Genomic DNA, 21,430 nt, shown 5'->3' with positions numbered 1-21,430 from the left:
CCTCCACGGGAGAACCTCGCGTCAAGACACCGTATCCATGCGTAGTTCTTCCGTACAAGTGTGACCATGGGAAATTATCCTGCCGCGCCCCCGTGGTCGCCGCAGATTTTGCTGTCGGACCCCGATATCGAGGCGATGGCTTCGGCCACACCGCGGAGCGCCCGCCGGGCGGCCTCGAGCTCCCCGTTGAGCGCCAGGAAGCCGTGGAACATCTCAGGGAAGTCTGCACCGACGGCCGGGACCCCCGCATCCCGAAGCGTCGTGACGTACGCCCGCCCCTCGTCGCGGAGCGGGTCGCAGCCTGCCGTGACGACGTACGCGGGCGGTAGGCCCTCCGGGCGGGGCCCGCTGAGGTGAGGCGAGCGGATGGGCCGGGTCGCCGTCCGGGTCCAGGTACTGCGCCCAGAACGAGGCGAGATGCGCGGCGGTGAGGTAGTAGCCGCGCGCGTTGTCCGGTACGAGTCCGTGTCCATGGCCGCATCGGTGGCCGGGTGGACCAGCACCTGGAGGGCGGAGGGCCGGGCCGCCGCGGTCGCGTGCGAGGAGAGCGCTCGCGGCGGCGAGCGTGCCGCCCGGGCTGTCGCCCGCGACCACCGGCGCAGCCGCGTCGCCGCCGAGCGCACCGATGTGGCCGGCCGCCCGGACGAGCGCCGCGTGCGCGTCCTCCACCGGCGCGGCGAGGGGCGCCTCGAGGGCGAGCCGGTCATCCACGGAGACGACGACGGCCCCCGCGGCGCGGCACAGGGCGCGGCACGTGCGCTCCTACGTGTCGAGGCCGCAGCGGGTGAAGCCGCCGCCGCGGAGGAAGACGACGGTCGGGCACGCCGCGCGCCGGGACGCGGGCTCGTAGATCCGTACGGGAACGACCGGCGCGCCCGCCCGCTCGAGGATCGTGCGGTCCCTGACCGCGCCCACCGGCGGCAGCGGGACCGGCGGGGCGGTGGCCGCGGCGAGAATGCGCCGGGCCTCCACGGCGTCGGTGACCGCGCCCCCGACGTCGGGGAAGACCGCGGCCATCGCGTCCGCCCAAGGGCGGGCCTCGGCGGCGAGGCGGTCGGCCCCTGGGGGCGGCTCCGGGGTCACCGCCTGCCCTCCATGGCCCTGTCATGCCGGCTCTCCGTGCCCGTGAAGTGCGGGATGACCTTCTCGCCCCACTGCCGCAGCGTCTCCAGACAGGCCTCCTGCGGCACCGTCCCCATCTGGACCAGGCACATGATCTCGTCGGCGCCGGCGTCACGCAGCCGCTCCACGTAGGCGATGGCGTCGTCGGCCGTGCCGTAGGCGTGATCGGCGTTGAACGTGGCGGTGGCCGTCGGGCGCACGGGGATGCGGTGCTCGTGCAGCCGGGCGACGACCTGCTCCGCCGCGCTGCGCATCGCCGCCGCCTCGTCCGCGCCGGAGGTCACCGCCTCGTCGGGTATGCCCGTGCCGCCGTACCAGTGCCCGATCGACTGGGCGAAGAACCGCTGCCCGCGAATGCCGATGCGCCGCGCCTCGTCCCGGTCGTCCAGCACGATCGTCGGGCAGAGCACCGAGAAATGGTCGTTGACGACGGTGGAGACGAGGCGGGAGCCGTCGCGGGCGGCGACGGCCGCGTCGTACGCGGCGCGCATCCCGGCGATCGCATCGGGCCCCGCGAAGCCCATCACCAGGGCGCCGATGCCGAACTCGGCGGCCTGGGTGAGGGTTTCGGTGCGGCTGCAGGCGAGGAAGAGCGGCGGATGGGGCGCCTGGCGTGGACGAGGCAGGATCGGATGCGGATCGATCCTGATCAACTCGCCCTCGTAGGCGAGCTCGTCCTCCTGCCAGGCCCTGCCGATGATCCGCAGCGCTTCCTCGACCTCCTGCGCCGTACGGCTCCTGTCGACGCCGCACAGCGAGGTCTCCTGATCGGTACCGCCGCGCCCGGCGCCGAGGTCGAGCCGGCCGCCGGAGAGCAGATCGAGCATCGCGGCCCGCTCGGCCACGCGGGCGGGGTGGTTGAAGTGGAAGGGCATGCAGACGACACCATGACCGATGCGGATGGTCGTGGTCTTCGCCGCCACCCAGGTGAGGAAGATCTCCGGCGCGGACATGTGGGCGTACCACTTGAGGGAGTGGTGCTCCACGGCCCAGATCCGGTCGAAGCCCATCTCCTCGGCAAGCACGGCCTGTTCGACGCAGTCACGGATGACCTGGTGCTCGCGCTCGACGGTCGGATCGGCGAGCTGGGCCTCGAAGATGACCGAGAACTTCACCAGGGATCACCTCACGACGGGTTGCTTCCTGTGGGCTGCCGCTACTTCAATTCGCCATATGGCTAGTCGTCAGATGCCGAAGAAGCAAGACATACGACGGCGCCCGTCCGCGGCGGAGTTGCCCGCGACGGCGTGGGCCGTGCTCGGGCTGCTCTCGTTCCCCGGTGAGCGCACCGGTTACGAGCTGAAGAAGTGGGCCGACGCCTCGCTGCGCTTCTTCTACTGGTCGCCCGCGATCAGCCAGATCTACGCGGAACTGCGGCGGCTGGAGGGCCTGGGCCACATCACCTCGCAGCGCTCGGGACCGGAGGAGCCCCGCGCCAAGCGCCGGTACGCGATCACCGAGGCGGGCCGCTCCGCGCTCGCCGACTGGGCCGGGGCCGACGGGGACGCGGGCCCGCCCGTCCTGAAGCACCCGCTGGTGCTGAGGGTGTGGCTGGGCCATCTGGCCGCGCCCGAAAGGCTGCGGGCGCTCGTCGACGACCACATCGACCGCACGAGGGCCGAGTTGAAGGAGGTACGGGCCGCACTGGCCAGGGCCGAGGGCGTGGACGACTGGGCGCATCCGCAGGTGGCGCTGCGGTGGAGCGAGCGGCACCATCTCGCCGAGCTGGAGCTGGCCGAGGCGCTGCTGAACGACCTGGAGCGGCTCCGTCAAGGTCCGGGGGACGCGCCCACTCGCGGGTGAAGCGGTGAGCCCGCGGCCCGCGGAACAGCCCGCTCCGGCCCGTTCCCGCACGCTCCGCGGGCTTGTGCACGACCGGGTCCGCCCGGCACGGCGGCCGTTAGGCTGCGGCCGTGCCGCGTGGGGTACCAGTTGCCGCACGGGGGCCGAGCCGCCGGAGCCGAGGGACGCGTGGCCTGCAGCGCCCCGAAGGCGACGACCCGACAAGACGACGGAAGAGAGAAGATCTTGAGTTTCCTCACCATCGGTCATCGCGGGGTCATGGGTGTAGAGCCGGAGAACACTCTCCGTTCCTTCGTCCGTGCCCAGCGGGAGGGTATGGATGCCATCGAGCTGGATCTCCATCTGAGCAAGGACGGCGCACTCGTCGTCATGCACGACGCGGAGGTCGACCGAACGACCGACGGCACCGGACCGATCGCCGAGAAGACCCTCGCCGAGCTGAGGGAGCTCGATGCGGGTCAGGGCGAGCGCATCCCCCTCTTCGAGGAGGTCCTGGACGCCGTGAGCGCGCCGCTCCAGGCGGAGATCAAGGACATCGCGGCGGCGCGGGCGCTCGCCGTGGTGATGCACAAGCGCGATCTGGTGGGCCGGGTCGAGGTGTCGTCCTTCCATGACGACGCCGTCAAGGAGATCGCCACGCTGGTGCCGGGGGTGCGGACGGCCCTCATCGCCGGCCGCTGGGAGAGCGATCTGGTGGAGCGCGCACAGGCGGTGGGCGCCACCACCCTCGCGCTGAACATCCGCCGGCTGACGCTGGAGACCGTGGAGCACGCCCACAGCGAGGGTCTCAAGGTCATCGGCTGGGTCGTCAACACCCTGGACCATCTGCGGCTGGTGCGCGCCCTCGAACTCGACGGCGCGACCACCGACTTCCCCGAGATCCGCCGCACCGGGCGCTTCACGGCCTGACGCATCCTCCGGCCGGCTCCCCCGCGGCTCCCCTGCGGTGTCCCCGGAGGACTCCTCGGTCGAGGGGCTTCATCAGGAGCTCGAACTGCAGGCCGTCGCGCTGCGGGACGCCGAAGCGCTCGTCGCCGTACGGGAAGGGCGTCATCCTTCCCGTACGGCGGTAGCCGCGCCGCTCGTACCAGGCGATGAGCTCGTCACGCACCGAGATGACGGTCATGTGCATCTCGCTCACGCCCCAGGACTCGTGCGCGATGCGCTCGGCCTCGGTGATGATCCGCCGGCCGAGGCCGCCGCCCTGCAGCTCCGGTCGTACGGCGAACATGCCGAAGTACGCGGCGTCGCCCCGGTGCTCCAACTGGCAGCAGGCGATCAGTTCGCCGTCGCACTCCACGACGACCAGTCGGCTGCCGGCCGCCGTGATGACCTCGCGGACGCCCTGCGGGTCGGTGCGCTGCCCGTCCAGGATGTCCGCCTCCGTGGTCCAGCCCGCCCGGCTGGCATCCCCTCGGTAGGCCGACTCGATCAGCTCGACGAGCGCCGGCACATCGGCCTCGGCGGCGTCGCGGAAGGTGAGCTCGGCCGGGTGCCGGGACGGGGCGGTCTCCATGGTGCGGGTCTCCGTTCTCTCTCCTCGTACACGCTGCACACGCGCGTACACGCTGCCCACGCGCGGCACATGCGCGAAGGCGCGGTCCCGAGGAGCCTAACGCGGACGCCGCCGCGGTCTACTGTGCTGACCATGATGCACGTGCTGAGCAGCCGCATCCTTCTGCGGCCGACCGATCCCGAGCGGTCCCGGCGGTTCTACGAGGACGTACTCGGCCTGCAGATCTACCGAGAGTTCGGCACCGGCCCGGACCGGGGCACGGTCTACTTCCTCGGCGGGGGCTTCCTGGAGCTCTCCGGACGCTCGCAGACCCCGCCCGCACCCGGAATCGCGCTGTGGCTCCAGGTCTCGGACGCGAAGGCGGCGTACGGGCATGTGGTGTCGCACGGGGCGACGGTGGAGCGGCCCCCGCAGCGAGAGCCGTGGGGACTCGTCGAGATGTGGCTGACCGACCCGGACGGGGTGCGCATCGCGGTGGTCGAGGTGCCCGAGGACCATCCGCTGCGGCACCGGCCGTAGGGCCTGCCTCGCCTCGTGGATCGGGCCGGATCGGCGAGCGGCCCCCCGGGCCGGCCCTCGACGCCGTCCAGGTTGAGCTTGACCGTCGCCTTCGTACCCGCCGCCCAGTACTTCTCCGGGCGGAAGTCGAGCCGGTCGCCGCCACGGAGCGGTTGATGTCACAGCGGTGCGTGCAGGTGCAGCCGGAGGCGGACATCGAACGCGGTGGGGGGTACCGCCCGTGCCCGAAGGGTTACGGGGGAGTCGGTGACCGACGACAACGCAGATGGGGGTACCCCCGGGCGAAGCTCCGGGGGTAGCGCGTGTCAGTGCACGCGAGCTCGACAAGTCCGAAAGACGTGCCCTCGGACGCCGCGTCACCGGCCCCCGCCGTCCCGAGCGCCCCGTGTACGCCTGTGCGCTCGTATGCGCCGTGCGCGGCGCGGGCATCACCCCCTCGACACCGTCGAGCGGGGAGGTGCTCGGTGCACGGACCGGCGATGTCGGGCTGGCTGCTCGTCGCGTTGTGCGCGGCGTCGGGTGCGTACTGTCTGCTGCGCGTGCGCAGCGGTCCCGATGAGGCGCGCGGGGCGGCGGGCGGCGAGGCGGTGATGGGGTTCGGGATGGCCGCGATGGCGGTGCCCGCCGCCGTCGTACCGCCACCGCCGTGGGCCTGGCTGGTGTACGCGGCCGTCTTCGGCGCTGCGGCGCTGCGGGCCCTGTGGGCGGCGCGGCTGCCGTCGGGCGCGGGGCATCATCTGCACCATCTGGTGGGGTCGCTGGCCATGGTGTACATGGCGCTGGCGATGGCGCCGGGCGGTGGGGGCCATTCCGGGCACGGCCGGGCCGGCGGGGTGCCGCTGCTGACCGGGGCCCTGCTCGTCTACTTCGCCGTGTTCGTGCTGCGTGCGGGGGCGCGGCTGGTGCCGGTGGCCTCGGCCGCGGCCGGCGGGACCGTGGCGTGGGGCGCGCGGCCCGAGCTGGCGCTGGCCTGCAGGGTGTCGATGGGCGTGGCCATGGTCGCCATGCTGCTCACCGTGTGAGCCACACTCGGTGCAATCGTGGCGTACGTCACTTGACGCGCGAGACCGTACCCGGGGGTAGTACCGCGCTCATAGGCTGGCCGGTATGTGGGTCTCCCTCGCGTTGCTGTCGCTCGGCGCACTTGCCGCCGTGGTGGCCCCGCGGCTGATGGCGCGGGCCGACTGGCCGGAGCGCGAGCCGGTGGTGGCGCTGTGGGTGTGGCAGTGCGTGGTGGCCGCGGTGCTGCTGAGCTTCGGGCTCTCGATGACGTTCAGCGCGGCGGCGGCCTGGCAGGCGGTGCGTGGCCATGTGTTCGCGCCCGCGCCGAACTCGGTGGTGGAGGCGTACGCGCTGGCTGCGCACGGACCGTGGTCGGCGGTGCTCGCCGTGCTGCTGGCGTGCGGAGGGCTGTGGACGGCCGCGATGCTGACCCGGGAGATCCACCGGGCGCACGCGCGGCGCAGACGGCGCAGGGCGGAACTGCTGGTGCGTGCTCCGTTGTTGCCGGGCGAGGGGCCGGGCAGTGAGCCGCTGGTGCTGCTGGAGGGCGAGCGGCCCGACGCCTGGTGGCTGCCGGGCGCGGCGCCCCAGCTGGTCGTCACCACTGCGGCGCTGCGGCGCCTGAAAGGCCGTCAGCTCGATGCGGTGCTGGCCCATGAGCAGGGGCATGCGCGGGCCCGGCACGACTGGCTGCTGCACTGCTCGGCGGCCCTGGCGAACGGCTTTCCGCAGGTGCCGGTGTTCGCCGCGTTCCGCGACGAGATGCACCGGCTGGTGGAGCTGGCCGCGGACGACGTGGCCTCGCGGCGGTTCGGCCGGCTGACGATCGCGCTGGCGCTGGTGGAACTGAACGAGCACCGCGGAGTGTTCGGCCCCGGTCCGGCGCCGGACGCGCAGCTGCCGAAGCGGGTGAACCGACTGCTGGCACCGGTCCCGCGGCTGGCCGCGGGCCACCGGCTGGGGCTGACCGCGGCGGCGGCGCTGGTCCCCGTCGTACCGCTGCTCGTGGCATTCGTGCCGGGTCTGCGCGCTCTGGGATAGCCCGCAGCGGTGGTCGTCGGCAAGGATCTCCGTATGCGTATGCATCGCCCCACCCGGCCCCCGCGGCCGCGCACCCCGGTTCCCTCCCCCGCCCGTACGGCCTCGCTGACCGCCGGCCTGGCCGCGCTGTTGCTGGTGCTGGTCGGCGCGGCGTGGGGGCCGCTGATGACCCTGGACGTCACGATCGCCGACGAGCTGCACCGCTCGGCGCTCGCCGAGCCGGGGTTCACGCACGTCAACCGGGTGTTCACCGACTGGGTCTGGGACCCGTGGACGATGCGGCTGCTGATCGCCGCCGTGGTCGTGCTGCTGCTGTTACGGAGGGCGGCTCTGCTGGCGCTCTGGGTGGCCGCTGCGAGCGCGCTGGGCACCGCCCTGCAGCAGGTCGTGAAGTGGGCGCTGGGCCGCGAGCGGCCGCACTGGCAGGACCCGGTGGATTCGGCGAACTACGCCGCGTTCCCCTCCGGGCACGCGATGACCGCGATGGTGACGCTCGGGCTGCTGCTGTGGCTGCTGGGCCGGCAGGGCGTGGGGCCACGGTTGTGGTGGGCCGCGGTGCTGGTGTGCGCCGTCTCGGTGCTCGGGGTGGGCTTCACCCGGATCTACCTCGGGGTGCACTGGCTGACGGACGTCGTGGCCGGCTGGCTGCTGGGGGCGTGTCTCGTGGCCCTGGCCGCGGCGTCGTACGAACGGTTCACCTTCCGGTCGCCCGGAGACGCGGAATGACGGACGGTGCACCGGATTCCGGGCAGCACGACGCCGACCGGACCGGGCGATCCCCCGCGTCGCCCGGTCGGGCCGGTCACCCCGCTGACCAGGCACGTAAGTGCACCGGAGTGGTCAGCGCTGAGTATATTGGCTCGGAGCCAGTCAACGCAGGAGTTAAGCATGTCCCCGCGGAGCGCATCGGTCAATGAAGAGCTCCGTCGGCGTTCTCGGGAGCGCCTGCTGCAGGCGACCGTGGACCTCGTCGGGGAGCGCGGCTACGAGGCGACGACGCTGGGTGACATCGCGGACCGCGCGGGTTCGGCGCGCGGTCTGATCTCGTACTACTTCCCCGGCAAACGGCAGCTCTTCCAGTCGGCGGTCCACCGGATGATGCATCTGACGCTGGAGGCGGCGCTGGAGCGCGAGCCGCGCACGGACGACGGCCGGGAGCGGCTGGCGCGGGCGATCGACGCGGTGCTGGGGCTGGCGGTGGACCGGCCGGTGCTGATGCGGGCCCACATGGCGGGCATTCTGCAGGCCGAGGGGTTCGTCCAGTGCCCGGAGCAGCAGCGGCTGGCGTTCCTGCTGCGCGACACGGTGGAGCGGTACGGCGCGCAGGACGTGGACACCGACTATCCGCTGCTGCGCGCCCTGCTCATGGGCGCGGTGTTCGCGGTGGCGCTGCCGGGTGCGCCGATGCCGCTGGAGCGGCTGCGGGCGGAGCTGTTCCAGCGGTACGGGCTGGACTGGGAGCTCGGCGTCCCGCCGGGCGATGAGCCGCCCGGCGGGACGCGTCACGCTCACGAGGATCCGGACGGGGATCGGACCCCGCCGGACCGGTTCTCGTCGGATCAGTCGTCGGATCAGTCGTCGTCGAAGTCGTCGAAGTAGTCCGGCTGGGTCTGTACGTTGAGTTCGTCCATCCGGATGCGCTCCGCCGGGTCCGTGCGACGGTCGTCGAGCTTCAGTACGTCGAAGCCCTTGGCGATGTCGTTGGAGTAGATGTAGCCGTTGTAGTAGTACGCCGACCACGAGCCGGCCGTGATGTTCTGGGTGGTGGAGACCGGACCGCGCTCGAAGAAGGCGATCTCCTTCGGCTCGGCCGAGTTGGTGAAGTCCCACACCGAGACGCCGCCCTGGTACCAGGCCTGGACCATGATGTCGCGTCCCTTGACCGGGATGATCGACCCGTTGTGGGCCACGCAGTTCTCGGTGTCCGCCTGGTGACGGTCGATCTTGTAGTAGCTGCGGAAGACGAGCTTGCGCTTGTCGCCCTTGCCGACGATGTCGTAGATGCCGTCCGCGCCGCGGTTCGGACCGACCGCCGCGTTGCAGGTGGCACCGACGCCGCCGCCCAGCTCGTCGGTGAAGACGACCTTGTCGGCGCGCTGGTTGAACGTCGCCGAGTGCCAGAACGCGAAGTTGACGTTGTCCTGGACCCGGTCGATGACCTTCGGGTGCTCCGGGTCGTCGATGTCGAACAGGATGCCGTCACCCATGCAGGCGCCCGCCGCGAGGTCCTTCGACGGCAGCACGGTGATGTCGTGGCAGCCCGTCGTCTTGGAGACACCCGGGTTCGTCGGAGCGCCGGGGTTGCCGCCGCCGTCCGGTCCCTCGCCCGGGAAGAGCACCGGGAAGTTCACGATCGCGGACTTCTCGGGGGCGTGGCGCGGCACCTTGATGACGGAGATCCCGTCGTGCGGCGGCTGGCAGTCCGGGAACTCCGCACGCGGCGAGTACGAGGAGACGTACACATACACGTTGCGGCGCTCGGGCACCAGGGTGTGGGTGTGCGAACCGCACGCGGTCTCGACAGCGGCGACGTACTTCGGGTTGCGCTTGTCGCTGATGTCGAAGATCTTCATGCCCTCCCAGGAGGACTTCTCGGTCGCGGGCTGCGAGACGCTGTTGCAGGAGTTGTCGCTGCGCGAGGAGTCGGTGGAGAGGAAGAGCAGGTTCCCGGAGACGGAAATGTCGTTCTGCGAGCCGGGACAGAGGACCTGGGAGACGGTCTTCGGGGCCCTCGGGTTGCTGATGTCGAAGATCCGGAAGCCGTCGTAGTTGCCGGCGAAGGCGTACTTGCCCTGGAACGCCAGGTCGGAGTTGGTACCCGGGAGAGCATCCTTGGGGATGTTGACCAGGGGCCGGATGTTGTCGCTGTGGACGATCTCGTCCACGCCGGGTATCTCGCCGTTCGCCACGGCTGCCTGGGCGTCGGCGCGCTGGGCCGAGGAGACCGTCCCCGGGGTCGGGGTGTCCCCGGGGTCGGGGATGGCGGCCGCGGGTGCGGCCGTCAACAGTGTGGCGAGCAGCCCGGCCGCGGCTGCTGCCACGCCCAGACGTCTGCGCCGCACGCGGGTGGTGTGCAACGAGATCACTGCGTCCTCCCTTGTCTCCGTTCGAAGTTGAACGGTTCTTGGACCCCGGCAGTATCGTCCTTTGCATGCCCATTCCAACAGATGGAAACAGAGTCGTAATGAAAGATTTTGATCAATGAGCCGTGCAAGCGTGCTAGTACGATCACCGACGACTCGCTGACCACCCCAAGCGCTCCAGGAGGTTGCTGTGTTGCTCCGCCGTAGATCCGGCCCCGCCGGCAGAACCGCGATCGCCGCGGCGGCGATGGCCGCCCTACTCGCCCTGAGCGCCTGCGAGTCGGGGTCGGGCGGCACGGCCGAGGCCAAGGGCGACGGGGGTCCTTCCGTGGTCGCACCCGGGAAACCGGGCGAGCCGGCGAAGACGCTGTCGGCGGAGGAGGCCAAGAAGGCGCTGCCCGACAACAGTCCCAACTCGGCCGACATCACATACGCCCAGATGATGATCATCCATCACACCCAGGCCCTGGAGATGACCACCCTCGTGCCGGAACGCGCGGGCAGCGAGCCGGTCAAGCGGCTCGCCGAGCGCATCACGGCGGCGCAGCAGCCGGAGATCGGGGCGATGCAGGGCTGGCTGACAAGCAACGGCGGCGGGAAGGACGGGAAGAGCGGGGACGGTCACGGCGCCCACGATCACGCCGCCATGCCCGGAATGGCCACCAAGGCACAGTTGGACCAGCTGCGCGCGGCACGTGGGAAGGCCTTCGACGAACTCTTCCTGAAGCTGATGATCACCCACCACCAGGGCGCGGTCACCATGGCCGGCGACGTTCTCGCGCAGGGCAACAACGTCCAGGTGGAGGAAATGGCCAATGATGTGATCGCACAGCAGACGGCAGAGATCAACCGTATGCGCGCGATGTGAGCCTCCCCGGGCGCCCTCCCAGGTGCAATCCTGGAAGCACCCTGCGGGAAGGAGCGCAGCTGTGCTTCGAGTCGCCGTCGTCGGTTCTGGCCCGAGCGGGGTGTACACCGCTCAGGCCCTCGTCCAGCAGTCCCTGGTCCCGGACGTCCGTGTGGACGTGCTGGACCGTCTCCCCTGTCCGTACGGGCTGGTGAGATACGGAGTCGCGCCCGACCACGAGAAGATCAAGTCGCTGCAGAACAACCTCCGGAAGGTCCTGGAGGACGAGCACATCCGCTTCATCGGCAACATCGAGGTGGGCGCGACCGGGCCGGGGCCCGCGCGGCTGCTCGAGCTCTACCACGCGGTCGTCTACTGCGTCGGGGCAGCGCGCGACCGCAGGCTCGGGGTGCCGGGCGAGGATCTGCCCGGCAGCTGCTCGGCCACCGACTTCGTGTCCTGGTACAGCGCGCACCCGGACGCCGCGGCCGAGCGCTTCGCGCTCGGCCGCGCCCGGTCGGCGGTGGTGATCGGGGTCGGCAATGTCGCCGTGGACGTGACGCGGATCCTCGCGCGCGGCGCGGCGGAGCTGGTTCCGACCGATGTGCCGCATGCCGCGCTCGACGCACTGGCCCAGAGCGGGGTGCGCGAGGTGCACATGGTCGGCAGGCGCGGCCCTTCACAGGCCAAGTTCACGACCAAGGAACTGCGGGAGCTGGGCGGGCTGCCGGACGCCGCCGTCGCCGTCGAGCCGTCGGATCTCGGGCTGGATCCCGGGTACGCGGACCCGTCGGGGCTGCCCGCCGTGAACCGGCGCAACGTCGACGTCGTGCGGGGCTGGGCCGCCGGGCCGTCGGCGCCGGACGCTGCGGGCGAGCGCTCGCGCCGCATCCATCTGCGGTTCTTCCTGCGGCCCGTGGAGCTTCTGGAGGGCGACGGGCGGGTCGCGGCGGTGCGTTTCGAACGGACGGTTCCCGACGGCTCGGGCGGCGTGCGCGGCACGGGGACGTACGAGGAGATCGAGGCACAGCTGGTGCTGCGGGCGGTCGGCTACCGCGGAGTGCCACTGGAGGGGCTGCCGTTCGACGCGGCGCGGGGAACCGTGCCGCACGAGGCGGGACGGGTGCTGCGGGACGGCGTCCGGTCACCGGGCGAGTACGTGGCGGGATGGATCAAGCGCGGCCCCACCGGGGTGATCGGCACCAACCGGCCGTGCGCCAAGGAGACGGTGACGTCCCTGCTCGCGGACGCCGCCGAGCTGTCGGCCCGTCCGCTCGTCGGCGAACCGCTCGAGGCGCTGCGTGAATTGGGGCACCGGCCCGTCGAGTGGCCCGGCTGGGAGGCGATCGAGGAGGCCGAGGCGGCGCTGGGCAGGTCGCTGGGGCGGCGCTCGGTGAAGATCGCCGACTGGGCGGGTCTGCTCGAGGCGGCGGCGGGCGTGGAGTCGGCGCCGAAGGAGCCGGCGGCCTGATCCAGGAACGGTGATCCGGGAGGGTGACCCAGGCGCCCGGTCACCCGGGACGGATCAGTCGGTGCCGAGGCGGCCCGCCTCGCGGGCGGCCGCGGCGAGAACGCTGTCGAGGAGGCCGGGGAACAGGGTGTCCAGGTCGTCGCGGCGCAGCCTGTTCATCTTCGCCGTGCCCCGGTAGATCTGCCGGATCACACCGCTCTCGCGCAGCACGCGGAAGTGGTGCGTGGTCGTGGACTTCGTGACCGGCAGGTCGATGTACGAACAGGACAGTTCGTCCGCCGCGGTCGCCAGCTCCCGTACCACCCGCAGCCGTATCGGGTCGGACAGCGCGTGAAGCACACCTTCCAGGCGGATCTCCTCGCGCGCGGGGTGGGCGAGTGCGCGGGGGCTGGTCGCGGTGGTCACGGCGGCTCCACTTCATCCGGGGCCTCCATCGTACGAGACCCGTCGTAGTTTGCCCCAGGGCGACGGGCCGCGCCGGGGGCGAGGGCCGACGGGCGACGCGGGTGCGGCGCCCGGCCGACCGGGCACCGCACCGCCACGCCTTCCCCTGCCTCGCCCCGGGACGCGCGGTCCACGTCACCGGTTCGTCGCATCGGGGCGCGCCGCCGTGGCGACTACTCGACGATCAGCTCCACCGGGATGTTGCCGCGGGTCGCCTTGGAGTAGGGGCAGACCTGGTGGGCCTGCTTCACCAGCAGCTCACCGGTCTCGCCCGCGAGGGCCTCCGGCAGCTCGACGCGGAGCGTCGCCGTGAGGGAGAAGCCGCCGTCCTCGTCCTTGCCGATGCCGACCTCGGCGGTCACCGAGATCTCACTGGTGTCGACCTTGGCCTGGCGCCCGACCAGGCCGAGGGCGCTCGCGAAGCACGCCGCGTAACCGGCCGCGAAGAGCTGCTCCGGGTTGGTGCCCTCGCCGCTGCCGCCCAGGGCGGCGGGTGGGGCCAGGGCCAGGTCGAGGCGGCCGTCGGAGCTGACGGCGCGCCCCTCGCGGCCGTTGGCGGTGGCGACGGCGGTGTACAGCGCGTTCATCGGGACATCCCTCTGTCGATGGGGTCTGGCAGGGGCAACTACAGCACACAATTCAGTTGTGCACAACTCAATGGCGCGAGTGATAGGTACCCTGGAGCCCATGAAGACGACACCGGACGCCACGTGGGAAGCGGAGATCCTCCGCCTCGACCACCAGATCTGCTTCTCGCTGCACGCGGCCTCGCGCGCCTTCAACGGCGTCTACCGGGCGATCCTCAAGGATCTGGGGATCACGTATCCGCAGTACCTGGTACTGCTGGTGCTCTGGGAGCACGGCGAGCTTCCCGTCAAGACGATCGGAGCCCGCCTCCGCCTGGACTCCGGCACCCTTTCCCCGCTGCTGAAGCGACTGGAGGCGCTCGACCTCGTGCAGCGCCGGCGCAGCACGGAGGACGAGCGTTCCGTCACCGTGCGCACCACCGAGCAGGGCACGGCGCTCCGGGAGCAGGCCGTCCTCGTTCCGCAGCGGATCGCGGCGGCCACCGGACTGACCCTCGCGGAGATCGGCGATCTGCAGGAGCGGCTGGCGGCCCTGACCGCCAAGCTCGACGCGGCCGATCTGGACCTCGACGACTGGTCGGCCTGCGCAGGGACGGACGCGGGGACAGGCACGGATCCGGACACCGACGCGGACTGACGGCCGACGGTCGGCAAATGCCGGCCGACGGCGGACCGGACGGCTTTGTACGAGGAGCCTCGTAGTTTGACAACTGCCGTACTACGATGGGTATCGTACGAGGACCTACTTCGGCCCCGTCGTGAATGGAGTCCGCCGTGAGCGCCCTGTTCGAGCCGTACACCCTTCGGTCGCTGACCATGCCCAACCGCGTCTGGATGGCGCCGATGTGCCAGTACAGCGCGGAGGCGGACGGACCGAATGCCGGCGTCCCGGGCGACTGGCACTTCGCCCACTACGCGGCCCGCGCGACCGGCGGCACCGGACTGATCCTCACCGAGGCCACGGCGGTCTCCCCCGAGGGCAGGATCAGCCCGCACGACCTGGGCATCTGGAACGACACCCAGGTCGAGGCCTTCCGCCGGATCACCGGCTTCCTCAAGGCGCAGGGCACCGTCCCCGGCGTCCAGATCGCGCACGCCGGCCGCAAGGCATCCACCGGCCGCCCGTGGGAGAGCGGCGCCCCGGTCGGTCCCGGCGCGGGCGGCTGGCAGCCCCTCGGGCCGAGCCCGGTGGCCTTCGACGAAGGGCACCCGGTCCCCGATGCGCTGACCACCGGTCAGATCGCGGAGGTCGTCGGTCAGTTCGCCGACGCCGCGCGGCGCGCGCTGGACGCGGGCTTCGAGGTCGTCGAGGTGCACGGCGCGCACGGCTATCTCCTCGGCGAGTTCCTCTCCCCGCACAGCAACCACCGCACGGACGAGTACGGCGGCTCCTTCGAGAACCGCACCCGGCTCGCGCTCGAAGTCGTCGACGCCGTACGGGCGGTGTGGCCCGAAGCCCTGCCGCTGTTCTTCCGGATCTCGGCCACGGACTGGCTCGAGGACAAGGGCTGGACGGCCGACGAGACGGTGCGCTTCGCTGCGCTGCTGAAGGACCACGGCGTCGACCTCCTGGACGTCTCGTCCGGCGGCAACGCCGCGCGGGTACGGATTCCGGTCGGCCCGGGCTACCAGGTGCCGTTCGCCGCCCGGGTGAAGGCTGAGACAGGACTGCCGGTGGCGGCCGTCGGGCTGATCACCGAGGCGGAGCAGGCCGAGAAGATCGTCGCCAACGGCGAGGCCGATGCGGTGCTGCTCGGCCGCGAGCTGCTGCGCAGCCCGTCGTGGGCGCGCCGGGCGGCGCACGAGCTCGGGGGCCGCGTCCGGGTCCCTGAGCAGTACCACCGCTCGGTCTGACGGGCGTACGGCGGCACGCGTACCGGCGCCGGACGGGGTCGCTCCTCGCGATGCTCCGCGACGGCACCTTCCACCAGCCCCGACGCACCCGACCGGTTGACGAGACCGACAGGGCACCCCCGGTCGGTGCAGGCCATCGGGTTTCGACGGGCCTGCGCGGGTTGGAGGCCGACCTGGCAGCCGAGGTCGCTGCACCGGCCGGCCAGGCGACCGGTGAGGCGGGCTGTGCCGGTGCGTACGAGGGAACGGCCGGCCGCCGAGATCGGCGAAGGCGACTCGCGGGTGAACATGCGCCGGATCGCGCTCATGATCGAGTGCGGCAGCGACCGAGGGCCGCCTGCGTCCGCGGCGACGACGGCCCGGCCGGGCCGAGCGGACACCCGGGGTTCAGTACTCCCGGCGCTCTGGCGGGCACGCGGAGTCCTCAGCGGCCCTCGGCAGGGAGCCGTAGCGCTCCATGCCCTTGCGCTCGACGACCGCGACCAGGCCGGTGAACACACCCATGGACAGGCCCCGGATCACCACCTGCCGGTGCATCCTGCCGATCCCCACCGCGGCGGTCCCGCCGAGGAAGAGCGCGCCCATCAACCCGGTGAGCACCGGGTGGCCGGCGGCCCGGGCGAGCGGCCGCGACGGGCGCCGGGGCGTCCCGCGGCACGCACGATCGAAACCCCACCACGCCCGTCCCAGCGGCCCAAGGGCCGTGCGCGGCGCGCTCACCGCCCTTTCCGCTCCTGCCTCCCCGCGGCCCGGGTTCCGGACGAGCACATTGCGCTCGCCCGGGACTCAGGCCGACCGGTGACGAAGCCCATGGGGGCGCCCCGGTCGGGAACGCGCCGGTCACGACGCCGCGCCCGGCCGGGCCGACCTGCGCCGACCTGCCGGGCCGACCTGCCGGGAGTGCCGAACCACGGTCCGCTGTCAGTGGTCGGGTGCAGACTGGCCCGTATCCCTGACAACGGCGTCCTGGAGGTGTCGGCCATGACCGACGTACTGCTCGCTGTAGGCACTCGTAAAGGGCTCTTCATCGGCCGCAGGCGCGGCGGCCGATGGGACTTCGACGGCCCCCACTTCAACGCGCAGGCGGTGTACTCGATCGGGATCGACACGCGCCGCCCCGTCCCCAGGCTGCTCGTCGGCGGCGACAGCTCGCACTGGGGTCCTTCCGTGTTCCACTCCGACGACCTGGGCGCGAGCTGGACCGAGCCGGCGAAGCCCGCGGTCAAGTTCCCCAAGGACACCGGGGCCTCCCTGGAGCGCGTCTGGCAGCTCCACCCGGCGGGCCCGGCGGCGCCGGACGTCGTCTACGCGGGGACGGAGCCGGCCGCGTTGTTCCGCTCCGACGACGCCGGCGAGACGTTCGAGCTGGTGCGACCGCTGTGGGAGCACCCGACGCGCGCGAAATGGGTGCCGGGCGGCGGCGGTGAGGCCGTCCACACGGTGATCACCGACCGGCGGGACCCGGACGCCGTCACGGTCGCCGTGTCCACGGCCGGGGTGTTCCGCAGCCGCGACGGCGGCGCCGGCTGGAGTCCCTCCAACCAGGGAGTCTCGGCGGTCTTCCTGCCCGATCCCCACCCCGAGTTCGGCCAGTGCGTCCACAAGATCGCGCAGGACGCGGCCGATCTCGACCGGCTGTATCTCCAGAACCACTGGGGGGTGTACCGGAGCGACGACGCGGGCGCCAAGTGGACCGACATCGGCGAGGGCCTGCCCTCCGACTTCGGCTTCACCGTCGCCGCGCATCCGCACCGGGCGGACGTCGCCTATGTGTTCCCCATCACCGCGGACGCGGACCGTGTCCCGGCCGGACGGCGCTGCCGCGTCTACCGTACGAGCGACGCGGGCAGCAGCTGGGAGCCCCTGTCGGCCGGGCTGCCCGAGGGCGACCACTACGGCACGGTGCTGCGCGACGCCATGTGCACGGACGACGCGGACCCCGCGGGGGTGTACTTCGGCAACCGCAACGGAGAGGTGTACGCGAGCGCCGACGACGGGGACAGCTGGCAGGAGCTCGCCTCGCACCTGCCGGATGTGCTGTGTGTCCGCGCGGCCACGGTCGGTTGAGAGAGCGCTCCGCGGGGCCAGTAGAGTGACGCCCCGTGGCAGCACGACCCTTGAATGAGATTGTCGAACCGGGATGGGCGCACGCCCTCGGTCCGGTGGCCGAACGCATCGCCGCGATGGGCGACTTCCTCCGCGCGGAGATCGCCGCGGGGCGGACGTATCTGCCGGCGGGTGCACATGTCCTGCGCGCCTTCCAGCAGCCGTTCGAGGAGGTGCGGGTCCTGATCGTCGGCCAGGATCCGTATCCGACCCCTGGACATGCGGTCGGGCTGAGCTTCTCGGTGGCGCCCGAAGTGCGGCCGCTGCCGGGCAGCCTGGAGAACATCTTCCGCGAGATGCACACCGACCTGGGGCTGCCCCGGCCCTCGAACGGCGACCTCACGCCCTGGACCCGGCAGGGGGTGCTGCTGCTCAACAGAGCGCTGACCACGGCTCCCCGCAAGCCGGCCGCGCACCGCGGCAAGGGGTGGGAAGAGGTGACCGAGCAGGCCATCCGGGCCCTGGTGGCCCGTGGCAAGCCCATGGTGTCCGTGCTGTGGGGGCGTGACGCGCGCAATCTGCGTCCGCTCCTCGGCGAGCTGCCGTCGATCGAGTCCGCGCATCCCTCCCCGATGTCGGCTGACCGCGGCTTCTTCGGTTCCCGCCCGTTCAGCCGGGCGAACGAACTGCTCATCCGCCAGGGGGCGCAGCCGGTGGACTGGCGGCTGCCATGACCGACGGCGGCGCCGTGGGCGGATGGGTGCTGGGGGTCGACTCCGGGGGCTCCGGTCTGCGGGTCGCACTCGCCCCGGCCGCCGATCCGTCGTCCGCCCTGACGACGGCCTCGCGGGAACCGGTCCGTACCGGCCCCGCAGGGATCGACGCCGCGCATCTGCTGGAGCAGTTGCTGCCGATGGCTCGTGCGCTGCTCGAGCGTGCCTGTTCCACGGGTGCGGGCGACTCGCCGCCCGCGCCGCGCACGGACGGTGGCGCCGGCGGAGCCGCCGGGCCGGCCGCCGTCGCCATCGGGGCCGCCGGGATGGCCACGCTCGGGGACGAGCTGCGGGCCGTGCTCCCGCGGGCACTGGAAGCGGCGTTCGGGGTGCGCAGGCTGGCGCTCGCCGCCGACGCCGTGACGGCGTACGCGGGGGCCATCGGGCAGCGGCCGGGGGCGGTCGTCGCCGCCGGGACCGGCATGATCGCGATCGGGACCGATCTCATTGGCTGGCGCAGGGCGGACGGCTGGGGTCATCTGCTCGGAGACTGCGGCGGCGGCGCGTGGATCGGCCGTGCAGGCCTGGAGGCGGCCATGCGCGGGCACGACGGGCGCAGGGGCGGTTCGGCCGCGCTGCTGGCCAGGCTGGAGGCGGTGTTCGGCCCGGCGGACGAGCTGCCGGGGCTGCTCTATCCGCGCTCCGACCGGCCGGCGCTGCTGGCCTCCTTCGCACCCGAGGTCGCCCGCTGCGCGGCGGACGATCCGGTCGCCGCGCGCATCCTCGCCGAGGCCGCCGACGACATCGCCGCCGCCGCGGCCGCGGTCTGTCCGCCGCCGTCGGCCGGTTCGTGCGAAGTCGCCCTGACCGGGGGCCTGTTCAAGATGGGCAACCCCCTTCTCGTACCGCTGCGGGAGGCACTGTCCGCACAACTGCCGCACGCCCGGCCGGTGTCCGCGGCCGGCGATCCGCTCAACGGTTCACTGACCCTCGCCGCCGCCCTCGCGACCGGCTCGCTGACGCTGCCGCGCGACCCTCGCATGCTCCAGGTGACAGCGCCGCCCGATGACGCAGACCAGGACACCTAGTTATTAACGAACTCATCGGATAAATACGGACAGACGTCGCGCGAGTGCCCCCTCCCCGAACAGCTGCGCCGACAAAACCAGTAGCATGCGGCGCCATGAGCTCCCCCACTGGGCCTGCATCCGGCCTGCCTGTACGAATGCCGCGACCCCGCCAGCCCGGGCGGCACCGCCGCCCGGAGCCCGTGGCCGCCCCCGAGGGCGCGCCCGCGCTCGTTCTCGCCGTGCCCGGCACCCCCACCTCCGCGATACGCGGCCTCGCCGAGGAAGTCGTCAGCATCGCCCGTTCCGAGCTGCCCGGCCTCAACGCCGCGATCGGCTACCTCGACGGTGACGATGCCGAGTACCCCACGCTGGGGAGCGTGCTCGCGCAGTCGGCCGCGCAGCGTATCGAGCGGTACGAACTGGCCAAGGCCGCCGGTCGCGAGGTCGCCGAGCCCGATGGCCCGGCCTCCGTCGTGGTCCCGCTGCTCGCGGGCCCGGACAGCGCCCTGACCCGCCGGATCCGCCAGGCGGTCATGGACAGCCGGACGACGGCCGAACTGACCGACGTGCTCGGCCCGCACCCGCTGCTCGCCGAGGCGCTGCACGTGCGCCTCTCGGAGGCCGGTCTGGCCCGCGCCGACCGCGCCAGGCTGTTCACGGTCGCGACGGCCGCCGACGGCATCGTGCTGGCCACGGTCGGCGGCGACGAGGCCGTCCAGGCCGCCGGGATCACGGGCATGCTGCTGGCCGCCCGGCTGGCCGTGCCGGTGATGGCCGCGGCGCTGGACCAGGAGGGCGCGATCGCCGCGACCGCCCAGGAGCTGCGCGCTTCCGGTTCCGGTCAGCTGGCCCTGGCCCCGTACCTGGTCGGCCCCGAGCTGCCGGAGGGTCTGCTGGCCGCCGCCGCCGAGGAGGCGGGCTGCGCCGCCGCCGAGCCGCTGGGCGCGTACCCGGCGATCGGCAAGCTGGTGCTGTCCCAGTACACGACCGCGCTGGGCATCCCGACGCAGCCGCAGGGGGCTCAGGCCCACTGATCCGGGCGACGCCCGGGGACATCCTCGCGGCATCGCGTCCGTACAGAGACAGTCACGCCCGCACAGACGGAAGGGGCCCGCGCCGAGACGGCACGGGCCCCTTCGTGCACGCCGCCGACGACGAAGCGCCGGGCGACGGGGACCGCGGACGGAACACGACGCACCGCCGTGGGCGTACCGCCGACGGAGTGCCGTCGACGGAGCACGGCATACGGTCAGGCGAAGACGACGCAGGACGCCGCCGGGGCCGCCGTCGACCCCGCTCTGTGCGGCACACCCGTCTCGTCGTCGATCTCGAACCAGGTGACGTCGCCGGAGCGCTCGTTGGCGGCGTACAGCCTGGTCCCGGTCGGGTCGAGGGCAAGGCCGCGGGGCCAGTGACCGCCGCACGGCACGGTGGTGACCAGCTGGGCCTCCTCCCCCGCGGCCTCGAGCCGGAGCACGGCGATGGAGTCGTGGCCCCGGTTGGCCACCCACAGGAAGCGGCCGTCGTGCGCCACGGCCACCTCGGAGGCGTAGCTGGGGCCTTCGGCGCCCTCGGGCAGGACCGCGGTCTCGCCGAGAGGTTCGAGCACGCCCTCGCCCGCGTCCCAGCGGCAGACGGTGAGGGTCGGCTCCAGCTCGTTGAGCACGTACGCGTACCGGCCCGACGGGTGGAACGCGAGCTGGCGCGGCCCTGTGCCCGGCCGCAGCGCTGTTTCGCCGTGCAGCGTCACGGCCCCGGTGGACGGGTCGAGCTCATGGATGCGTACGCGGTCGGAGCCCAGGTCGACGCTGAGGAGTCGTCGTCCGGTGAGGTCGGGGACCACGTGATGGGTGTGCGGGGCGCGCTGCCGTTCAGGATGCGGGCCTACGCCCTCGTGCCGCAGCACGCCGACGGCGGCGCCGGGCTCCCCGCCGGGGCCGACGGGCAGGACGCTGACGCTGCCCGAGGTGTAGTTGGCGGTGAACAGGTGGCCGAAGGCCAGGGCGAGATGCGTGGGGCCTGCGCCGCGCACCGGAACAGGCGCGCCCAGAAGCCTGGGCGCCGCCGCGTCCTCGCTGATGTCGAAGGCCGCGACGGCTCCCTCCTCGGTCTCGGACACGGCGTAAAGGACGGGGCCCCGCTCCGCCACGCCGAGGGCGAGATACGACGGGTCGGCGACGGCGTCCGTCGCGGCGGTCTCCGTGAGGGCCCCGGTGCCGTCGTCCACGGCGGCCGTGATGATCCCCCGGCCGCCCGCCGAGGTGAAGGACCCGATGAAGGCCCGTCCGCCGCTCCTGTCGCCCATTGCGCTG

General features: G+C 72.5%; 24 protein-coding genes and 2 pseudogenes. 15 read left to right on the top strand and 11 right to left on the bottom strand.

What is annotated here, in order from left to right:
• Positions 1-74: 74 nt before the first annotated feature.
• The 4 genes and pseudogenes from ACWCP0_RS16720 to ACWCP0_RS16705 form a co-directional block, all read right to left on the bottom strand.
• Positions 75-473 carry an alpha/beta hydrolase fold domain-containing protein gene (locus ACWCP0_RS16720; protein ID WP_451079544.1) on the bottom strand — a complete coding sequence of 133 codons (399 nt, stop codon included), beginning with the start codon at positions 471-473 and terminating at the stop codon, positions 75-77.
• Positions 474-585: 112 nt separating this feature from the next.
• Positions 586-711 (bottom strand): annotated as a pseudogene (locus ACWCP0_RS16715) (alpha/beta hydrolase); the annotation flags it as partial.
• Positions 712-762: 51 nt separating this feature from the next.
• A complete protein-coding gene (locus tag ACWCP0_RS16710) occupies positions 763-1,083 on the bottom strand; it encodes a hypothetical protein (RefSeq protein ID WP_451079525.1) in 321 nt (106 codons plus the stop codon).
• Complete coding sequence (locus ACWCP0_RS16705; protein ID WP_451079524.1) at positions 1,080-2,237, bottom strand: LLM class flavin-dependent oxidoreductase; 1,158 nt, start codon at positions 2,235-2,237, stop codon at positions 1,080-1,082. The genes ACWCP0_RS16710 and ACWCP0_RS16705 overlap by 4 nt, the downstream gene beginning before the upstream one ends.
• A 73-nt stretch (positions 2,238-2,310) precedes the next feature.
• Between ACWCP0_RS16705 and ACWCP0_RS16700 the strand changes: the two genes are divergently transcribed.
• Positions 2,311-2,925: a PadR family transcriptional regulator gene (locus ACWCP0_RS16700; protein WP_451079523.1), complete on the top strand. Its 615-nt coding sequence runs from the start codon at positions 2,311-2,313 to the stop codon at positions 2,923-2,925.
• Between the two features lie 225 nt (positions 2,926-3,150).
• The gene (locus ACWCP0_RS16695) at positions 3,151-3,834 is read left to right on the top strand and encodes a glycerophosphodiester phosphodiesterase (protein ID WP_451079522.1); all 684 of its coding nucleotides are present in this window, start codon (positions 3,151-3,153) and stop codon (positions 3,832-3,834) included.
• On the opposite strand, the gene ACWCP0_RS16690 is transcribed toward ACWCP0_RS16695, so the two are convergent.
• Complete coding sequence (locus ACWCP0_RS16690; RefSeq protein WP_451079521.1) at positions 3,824-4,441, bottom strand: GNAT family N-acetyltransferase; 618 nt, start codon at positions 4,439-4,441, stop codon at positions 3,824-3,826. The two genes, ACWCP0_RS16695 and ACWCP0_RS16690, sit on opposite strands and share 11 nt — an antisense overlap.
• A gap of 132 nt (positions 4,442-4,573) precedes the next feature.
• Here ACWCP0_RS16690 and ACWCP0_RS16685 point away from each other — a divergent pair, with 132 nt between their 5' ends.
• Entirely contained in the window at positions 4,574-4,960 is a 387-nt protein-coding gene (locus ACWCP0_RS16685; protein WP_451079520.1) for a VOC family protein, read from the top strand.
• Positions 4,961-5,004: 44 nt separating this feature from the next.
• Here the strand turns inward: ACWCP0_RS16685 and ACWCP0_RS16680 are convergent.
• Positions 5,005-5,103: pseudogene (locus ACWCP0_RS16680) on the bottom strand (Ig-like domain-containing protein); the annotation flags it as partial.
• A gap of 321 nt (positions 5,104-5,424) precedes the next feature.
• On the opposite strand from ACWCP0_RS16680, the gene ACWCP0_RS16675 reads away from it, so the two are divergent.
• The 4 genes from ACWCP0_RS16675 (at position 5,425) to ACWCP0_RS16660 (ending at position 8,602) form a co-directional block, all read left to right on the top strand.
• Positions 5,425-5,982 (top strand): DUF5134 domain-containing protein, encoded by a 558-nt coding sequence (locus ACWCP0_RS16675; RefSeq protein ID WP_451079519.1) that lies wholly within the window; start codon positions 5,425-5,427, stop codon positions 5,980-5,982.
• 85 nt (positions 5,983-6,067) lie between these two features.
• A complete protein-coding gene (locus ACWCP0_RS16670; protein ID WP_451079518.1) occupies positions 6,068-7,003 on the top strand; it encodes a M56 family metallopeptidase in 936 nt (311 codons plus the stop codon).
• 39 nt (positions 7,004-7,042) lie between these two features.
• Positions 7,043-7,729: a phosphatase PAP2 family protein gene (locus ACWCP0_RS16665; RefSeq protein ID WP_451079543.1), complete on the top strand. Its 687-nt coding sequence runs from the start codon at positions 7,043-7,045 to the stop codon at positions 7,727-7,729.
• Between the two features lie 162 nt (positions 7,730-7,891).
• Positions 7,892-8,602 (top strand): TetR/AcrR family transcriptional regulator, encoded by a 711-nt coding sequence (locus ACWCP0_RS16660; protein ID WP_451079517.1) that lies wholly within the window; start codon positions 7,892-7,894, stop codon positions 8,600-8,602.
• Here the strand turns inward: ACWCP0_RS16660 and ACWCP0_RS16655 are convergent.
• On the bottom strand, positions 8,575-10,089 hold the full coding sequence (locus ACWCP0_RS16655; protein ID WP_451079516.1) for an LVIVD repeat-containing protein: 1,515 nt from the start codon (positions 10,087-10,089) through the stop codon (positions 8,575-8,577). The two genes, ACWCP0_RS16660 and ACWCP0_RS16655, sit on opposite strands and share 28 nt — an antisense overlap.
• A gap of 244 nt (positions 10,090-10,333) precedes the next feature.
• Between ACWCP0_RS16655 and ACWCP0_RS16650 the strand changes: the two genes are divergently transcribed.
• Entirely contained in the window at positions 10,334-10,954 is a 621-nt protein-coding gene (locus ACWCP0_RS16650) for a DUF305 domain-containing protein (protein WP_451079542.1), read from the top strand.
• 61 nt (positions 10,955-11,015) lie between these two features.
• The gene (locus ACWCP0_RS16645) at positions 11,016-12,404 is read left to right on the top strand and encodes an FAD-dependent oxidoreductase (RefSeq protein ID WP_451079515.1); all 1,389 of its coding nucleotides are present in this window, start codon (positions 11,016-11,018) and stop codon (positions 12,402-12,404) included.
• A gap of 54 nt (positions 12,405-12,458) precedes the next feature.
• On the opposite strand, the gene ACWCP0_RS16640 is transcribed toward ACWCP0_RS16645, so the two are convergent.
• Positions 12,459-12,809 (bottom strand): ArsR/SmtB family transcription factor, encoded by a 351-nt coding sequence (locus ACWCP0_RS16640; RefSeq protein ID WP_451079514.1) that lies wholly within the window; start codon positions 12,807-12,809, stop codon positions 12,459-12,461.
• Positions 12,810-13,021: 212 nt separating this feature from the next.
• On the bottom strand, positions 13,022-13,435 hold the full coding sequence (locus ACWCP0_RS16635; protein WP_451079513.1) for an organic hydroperoxide resistance protein: 414 nt from the start codon (positions 13,433-13,435) through the stop codon (positions 13,022-13,024).
• 100 nt (positions 13,436-13,535) lie between these two features.
• Between ACWCP0_RS16635 and ACWCP0_RS16630 the strand changes: the two genes are divergently transcribed.
• The gene (locus ACWCP0_RS16630) at positions 13,536-14,072 is read left to right on the top strand and encodes a MarR family winged helix-turn-helix transcriptional regulator (protein WP_451079512.1); all 537 of its coding nucleotides are present in this window, start codon (positions 13,536-13,538) and stop codon (positions 14,070-14,072) included.
• A 137-nt stretch (positions 14,073-14,209) separates the two neighbouring features.
• Positions 14,210-15,289 (top strand): NADH:flavin oxidoreductase/NADH oxidase, encoded by a 1,080-nt coding sequence (locus ACWCP0_RS16625; RefSeq protein WP_451079511.1) that lies wholly within the window; start codon positions 14,210-14,212, stop codon positions 15,287-15,289.
• 387 nt (positions 15,290-15,676) lie between these two features.
• On the opposite strand, the gene ACWCP0_RS16620 is transcribed toward ACWCP0_RS16625, so the two are convergent.
• Positions 15,677-16,009, bottom strand: a complete 333-nt coding sequence (locus ACWCP0_RS16620) for a hypothetical protein (RefSeq protein WP_451079510.1) — start codon at positions 16,007-16,009, stop codon at positions 15,677-15,679.
• A 261-nt stretch (positions 16,010-16,270) separates the two neighbouring features.
• Here ACWCP0_RS16620 and ACWCP0_RS16615 point away from each other — a divergent pair, with 261 nt between their 5' ends.
• The 4 genes from ACWCP0_RS16615 (at position 16,271) to ACWCP0_RS16600 (ending at position 20,152) form a co-directional block, all read left to right on the top strand.
• The gene (locus tag ACWCP0_RS16615; protein ID WP_451079509.1) at positions 16,271-17,356 is read left to right on the top strand and encodes a WD40/YVTN/BNR-like repeat-containing protein; all 1,086 of its coding nucleotides are present in this window, start codon (positions 16,271-16,273) and stop codon (positions 17,354-17,356) included.
• A 35-nt stretch (positions 17,357-17,391) separates the two neighbouring features.
• The gene (locus ACWCP0_RS16610) at positions 17,392-18,069 is read left to right on the top strand and encodes a uracil-DNA glycosylase (RefSeq protein WP_451079508.1); all 678 of its coding nucleotides are present in this window, start codon (positions 17,392-17,394) and stop codon (positions 18,067-18,069) included.
• The gene (locus ACWCP0_RS16605) at positions 18,066-19,136 is read left to right on the top strand and encodes an N-acetylglucosamine kinase (RefSeq protein ID WP_451079507.1); all 1,071 of its coding nucleotides are present in this window, start codon (positions 18,066-18,068) and stop codon (positions 19,134-19,136) included. Before ACWCP0_RS16610 ends, ACWCP0_RS16605 begins: the two co-directional genes overlap by 4 nt.
• 95 nt (positions 19,137-19,231) lie before the next feature.
• Entirely contained in the window at positions 19,232-20,152 is a 921-nt protein-coding gene (locus ACWCP0_RS16600) for a sirohydrochlorin chelatase (protein WP_451079506.1), read from the top strand.
• 215 nt (positions 20,153-20,367) lie between these two features.
• Here ACWCP0_RS16600 and ACWCP0_RS16595 read toward each other — a convergent pair whose 3' ends face one another.
• Complete coding sequence (locus ACWCP0_RS16595; RefSeq protein ID WP_451079505.1) at positions 20,368-21,423, bottom strand: lactonase family protein; 1,056 nt, start codon at positions 21,421-21,423, stop codon at positions 20,368-20,370.
• Positions 21,424-21,430 lie beyond the last annotated feature (7 nt).

It is taken from the genome of Streptomyces sp. NPDC001970 (assembly GCF_053594115.1).
The sequence above is the reverse complement of the archived record's forward strand: the minus strand, read 5'-3'. Positions and strand labels throughout refer to the sequence as shown.

What these genes read in the sequence shown, in the direction of transcription:
- ACWCP0_RS16720 (WP_451079544.1), bottom strand. Translation starts at nt 473, where the DNA reads ATGGACACGGACTCGTACCGGACAACGCGCGCGGCTACTACCTCACCG.
- ACWCP0_RS16700 (WP_451079523.1), top strand. Translation starts at nt 2,311, where the DNA reads ATGCCGAAGAAGCAAGACATACGACGGCGCCCGTCCGCGGCGGAGTTG.
- ACWCP0_RS16690 (WP_451079521.1), bottom strand. Translation starts at nt 4,441, where the DNA reads ATGGAGACCGCCCCGTCCCGGCACCCGGCCGAGCTCACCTTCCGCGAC.
- ACWCP0_RS16685 (WP_451079520.1), top strand. Translation starts at nt 4,574, where the DNA reads ATGATGCACGTGCTGAGCAGCCGCATCCTTCTGCGGCCGACCGATCCC.
- ACWCP0_RS16670 (WP_451079518.1), top strand. Translation starts at nt 6,068, where the DNA reads ATGTGGGTCTCCCTCGCGTTGCTGTCGCTCGGCGCACTTGCCGCCGTG.
- ACWCP0_RS16665 (WP_451079543.1), top strand. Translation starts at nt 7,043, where the DNA reads ATGCATCGCCCCACCCGGCCCCCGCGGCCGCGCACCCCGGTTCCCTCC.
- ACWCP0_RS16660 (WP_451079517.1), top strand. Translation starts at nt 7,892, where the DNA reads ATGTCCCCGCGGAGCGCATCGGTCAATGAAGAGCTCCGTCGGCGTTCT.
- ACWCP0_RS16650 (WP_451079542.1), top strand. Translation starts at nt 10,334, where the DNA reads ATGGCCGCCCTACTCGCCCTGAGCGCCTGCGAGTCGGGGTCGGGCGGC.
- ACWCP0_RS16635 (WP_451079513.1), bottom strand. Translation starts at nt 13,435, where the DNA reads ATGAACGCGCTGTACACCGCCGTCGCCACCGCCAACGGCCGCGAGGGG.
- ACWCP0_RS16630 (WP_451079512.1), top strand. Translation starts at nt 13,536, where the DNA reads ATGAAGACGACACCGGACGCCACGTGGGAAGCGGAGATCCTCCGCCTC.
- ACWCP0_RS16615 (WP_451079509.1), top strand. Translation starts at nt 16,271, where the DNA reads ATGACCGACGTACTGCTCGCTGTAGGCACTCGTAAAGGGCTCTTCATC.
- ACWCP0_RS16605 (WP_451079507.1), top strand. Translation starts at nt 18,066, where the DNA reads ATGACCGACGGCGGCGCCGTGGGCGGATGGGTGCTGGGGGTCGACTCC.
- ACWCP0_RS16600 (WP_451079506.1), top strand. Translation starts at nt 19,232, where the DNA reads ATGAGCTCCCCCACTGGGCCTGCATCCGGCCTGCCTGTACGAATGCCG.
- ACWCP0_RS16595 (WP_451079505.1), bottom strand. Translation starts at nt 21,423, where the DNA reads ATGGGCGACAGGAGCGGCGGACGGGCCTTCATCGGGTCCTTCACCTCG.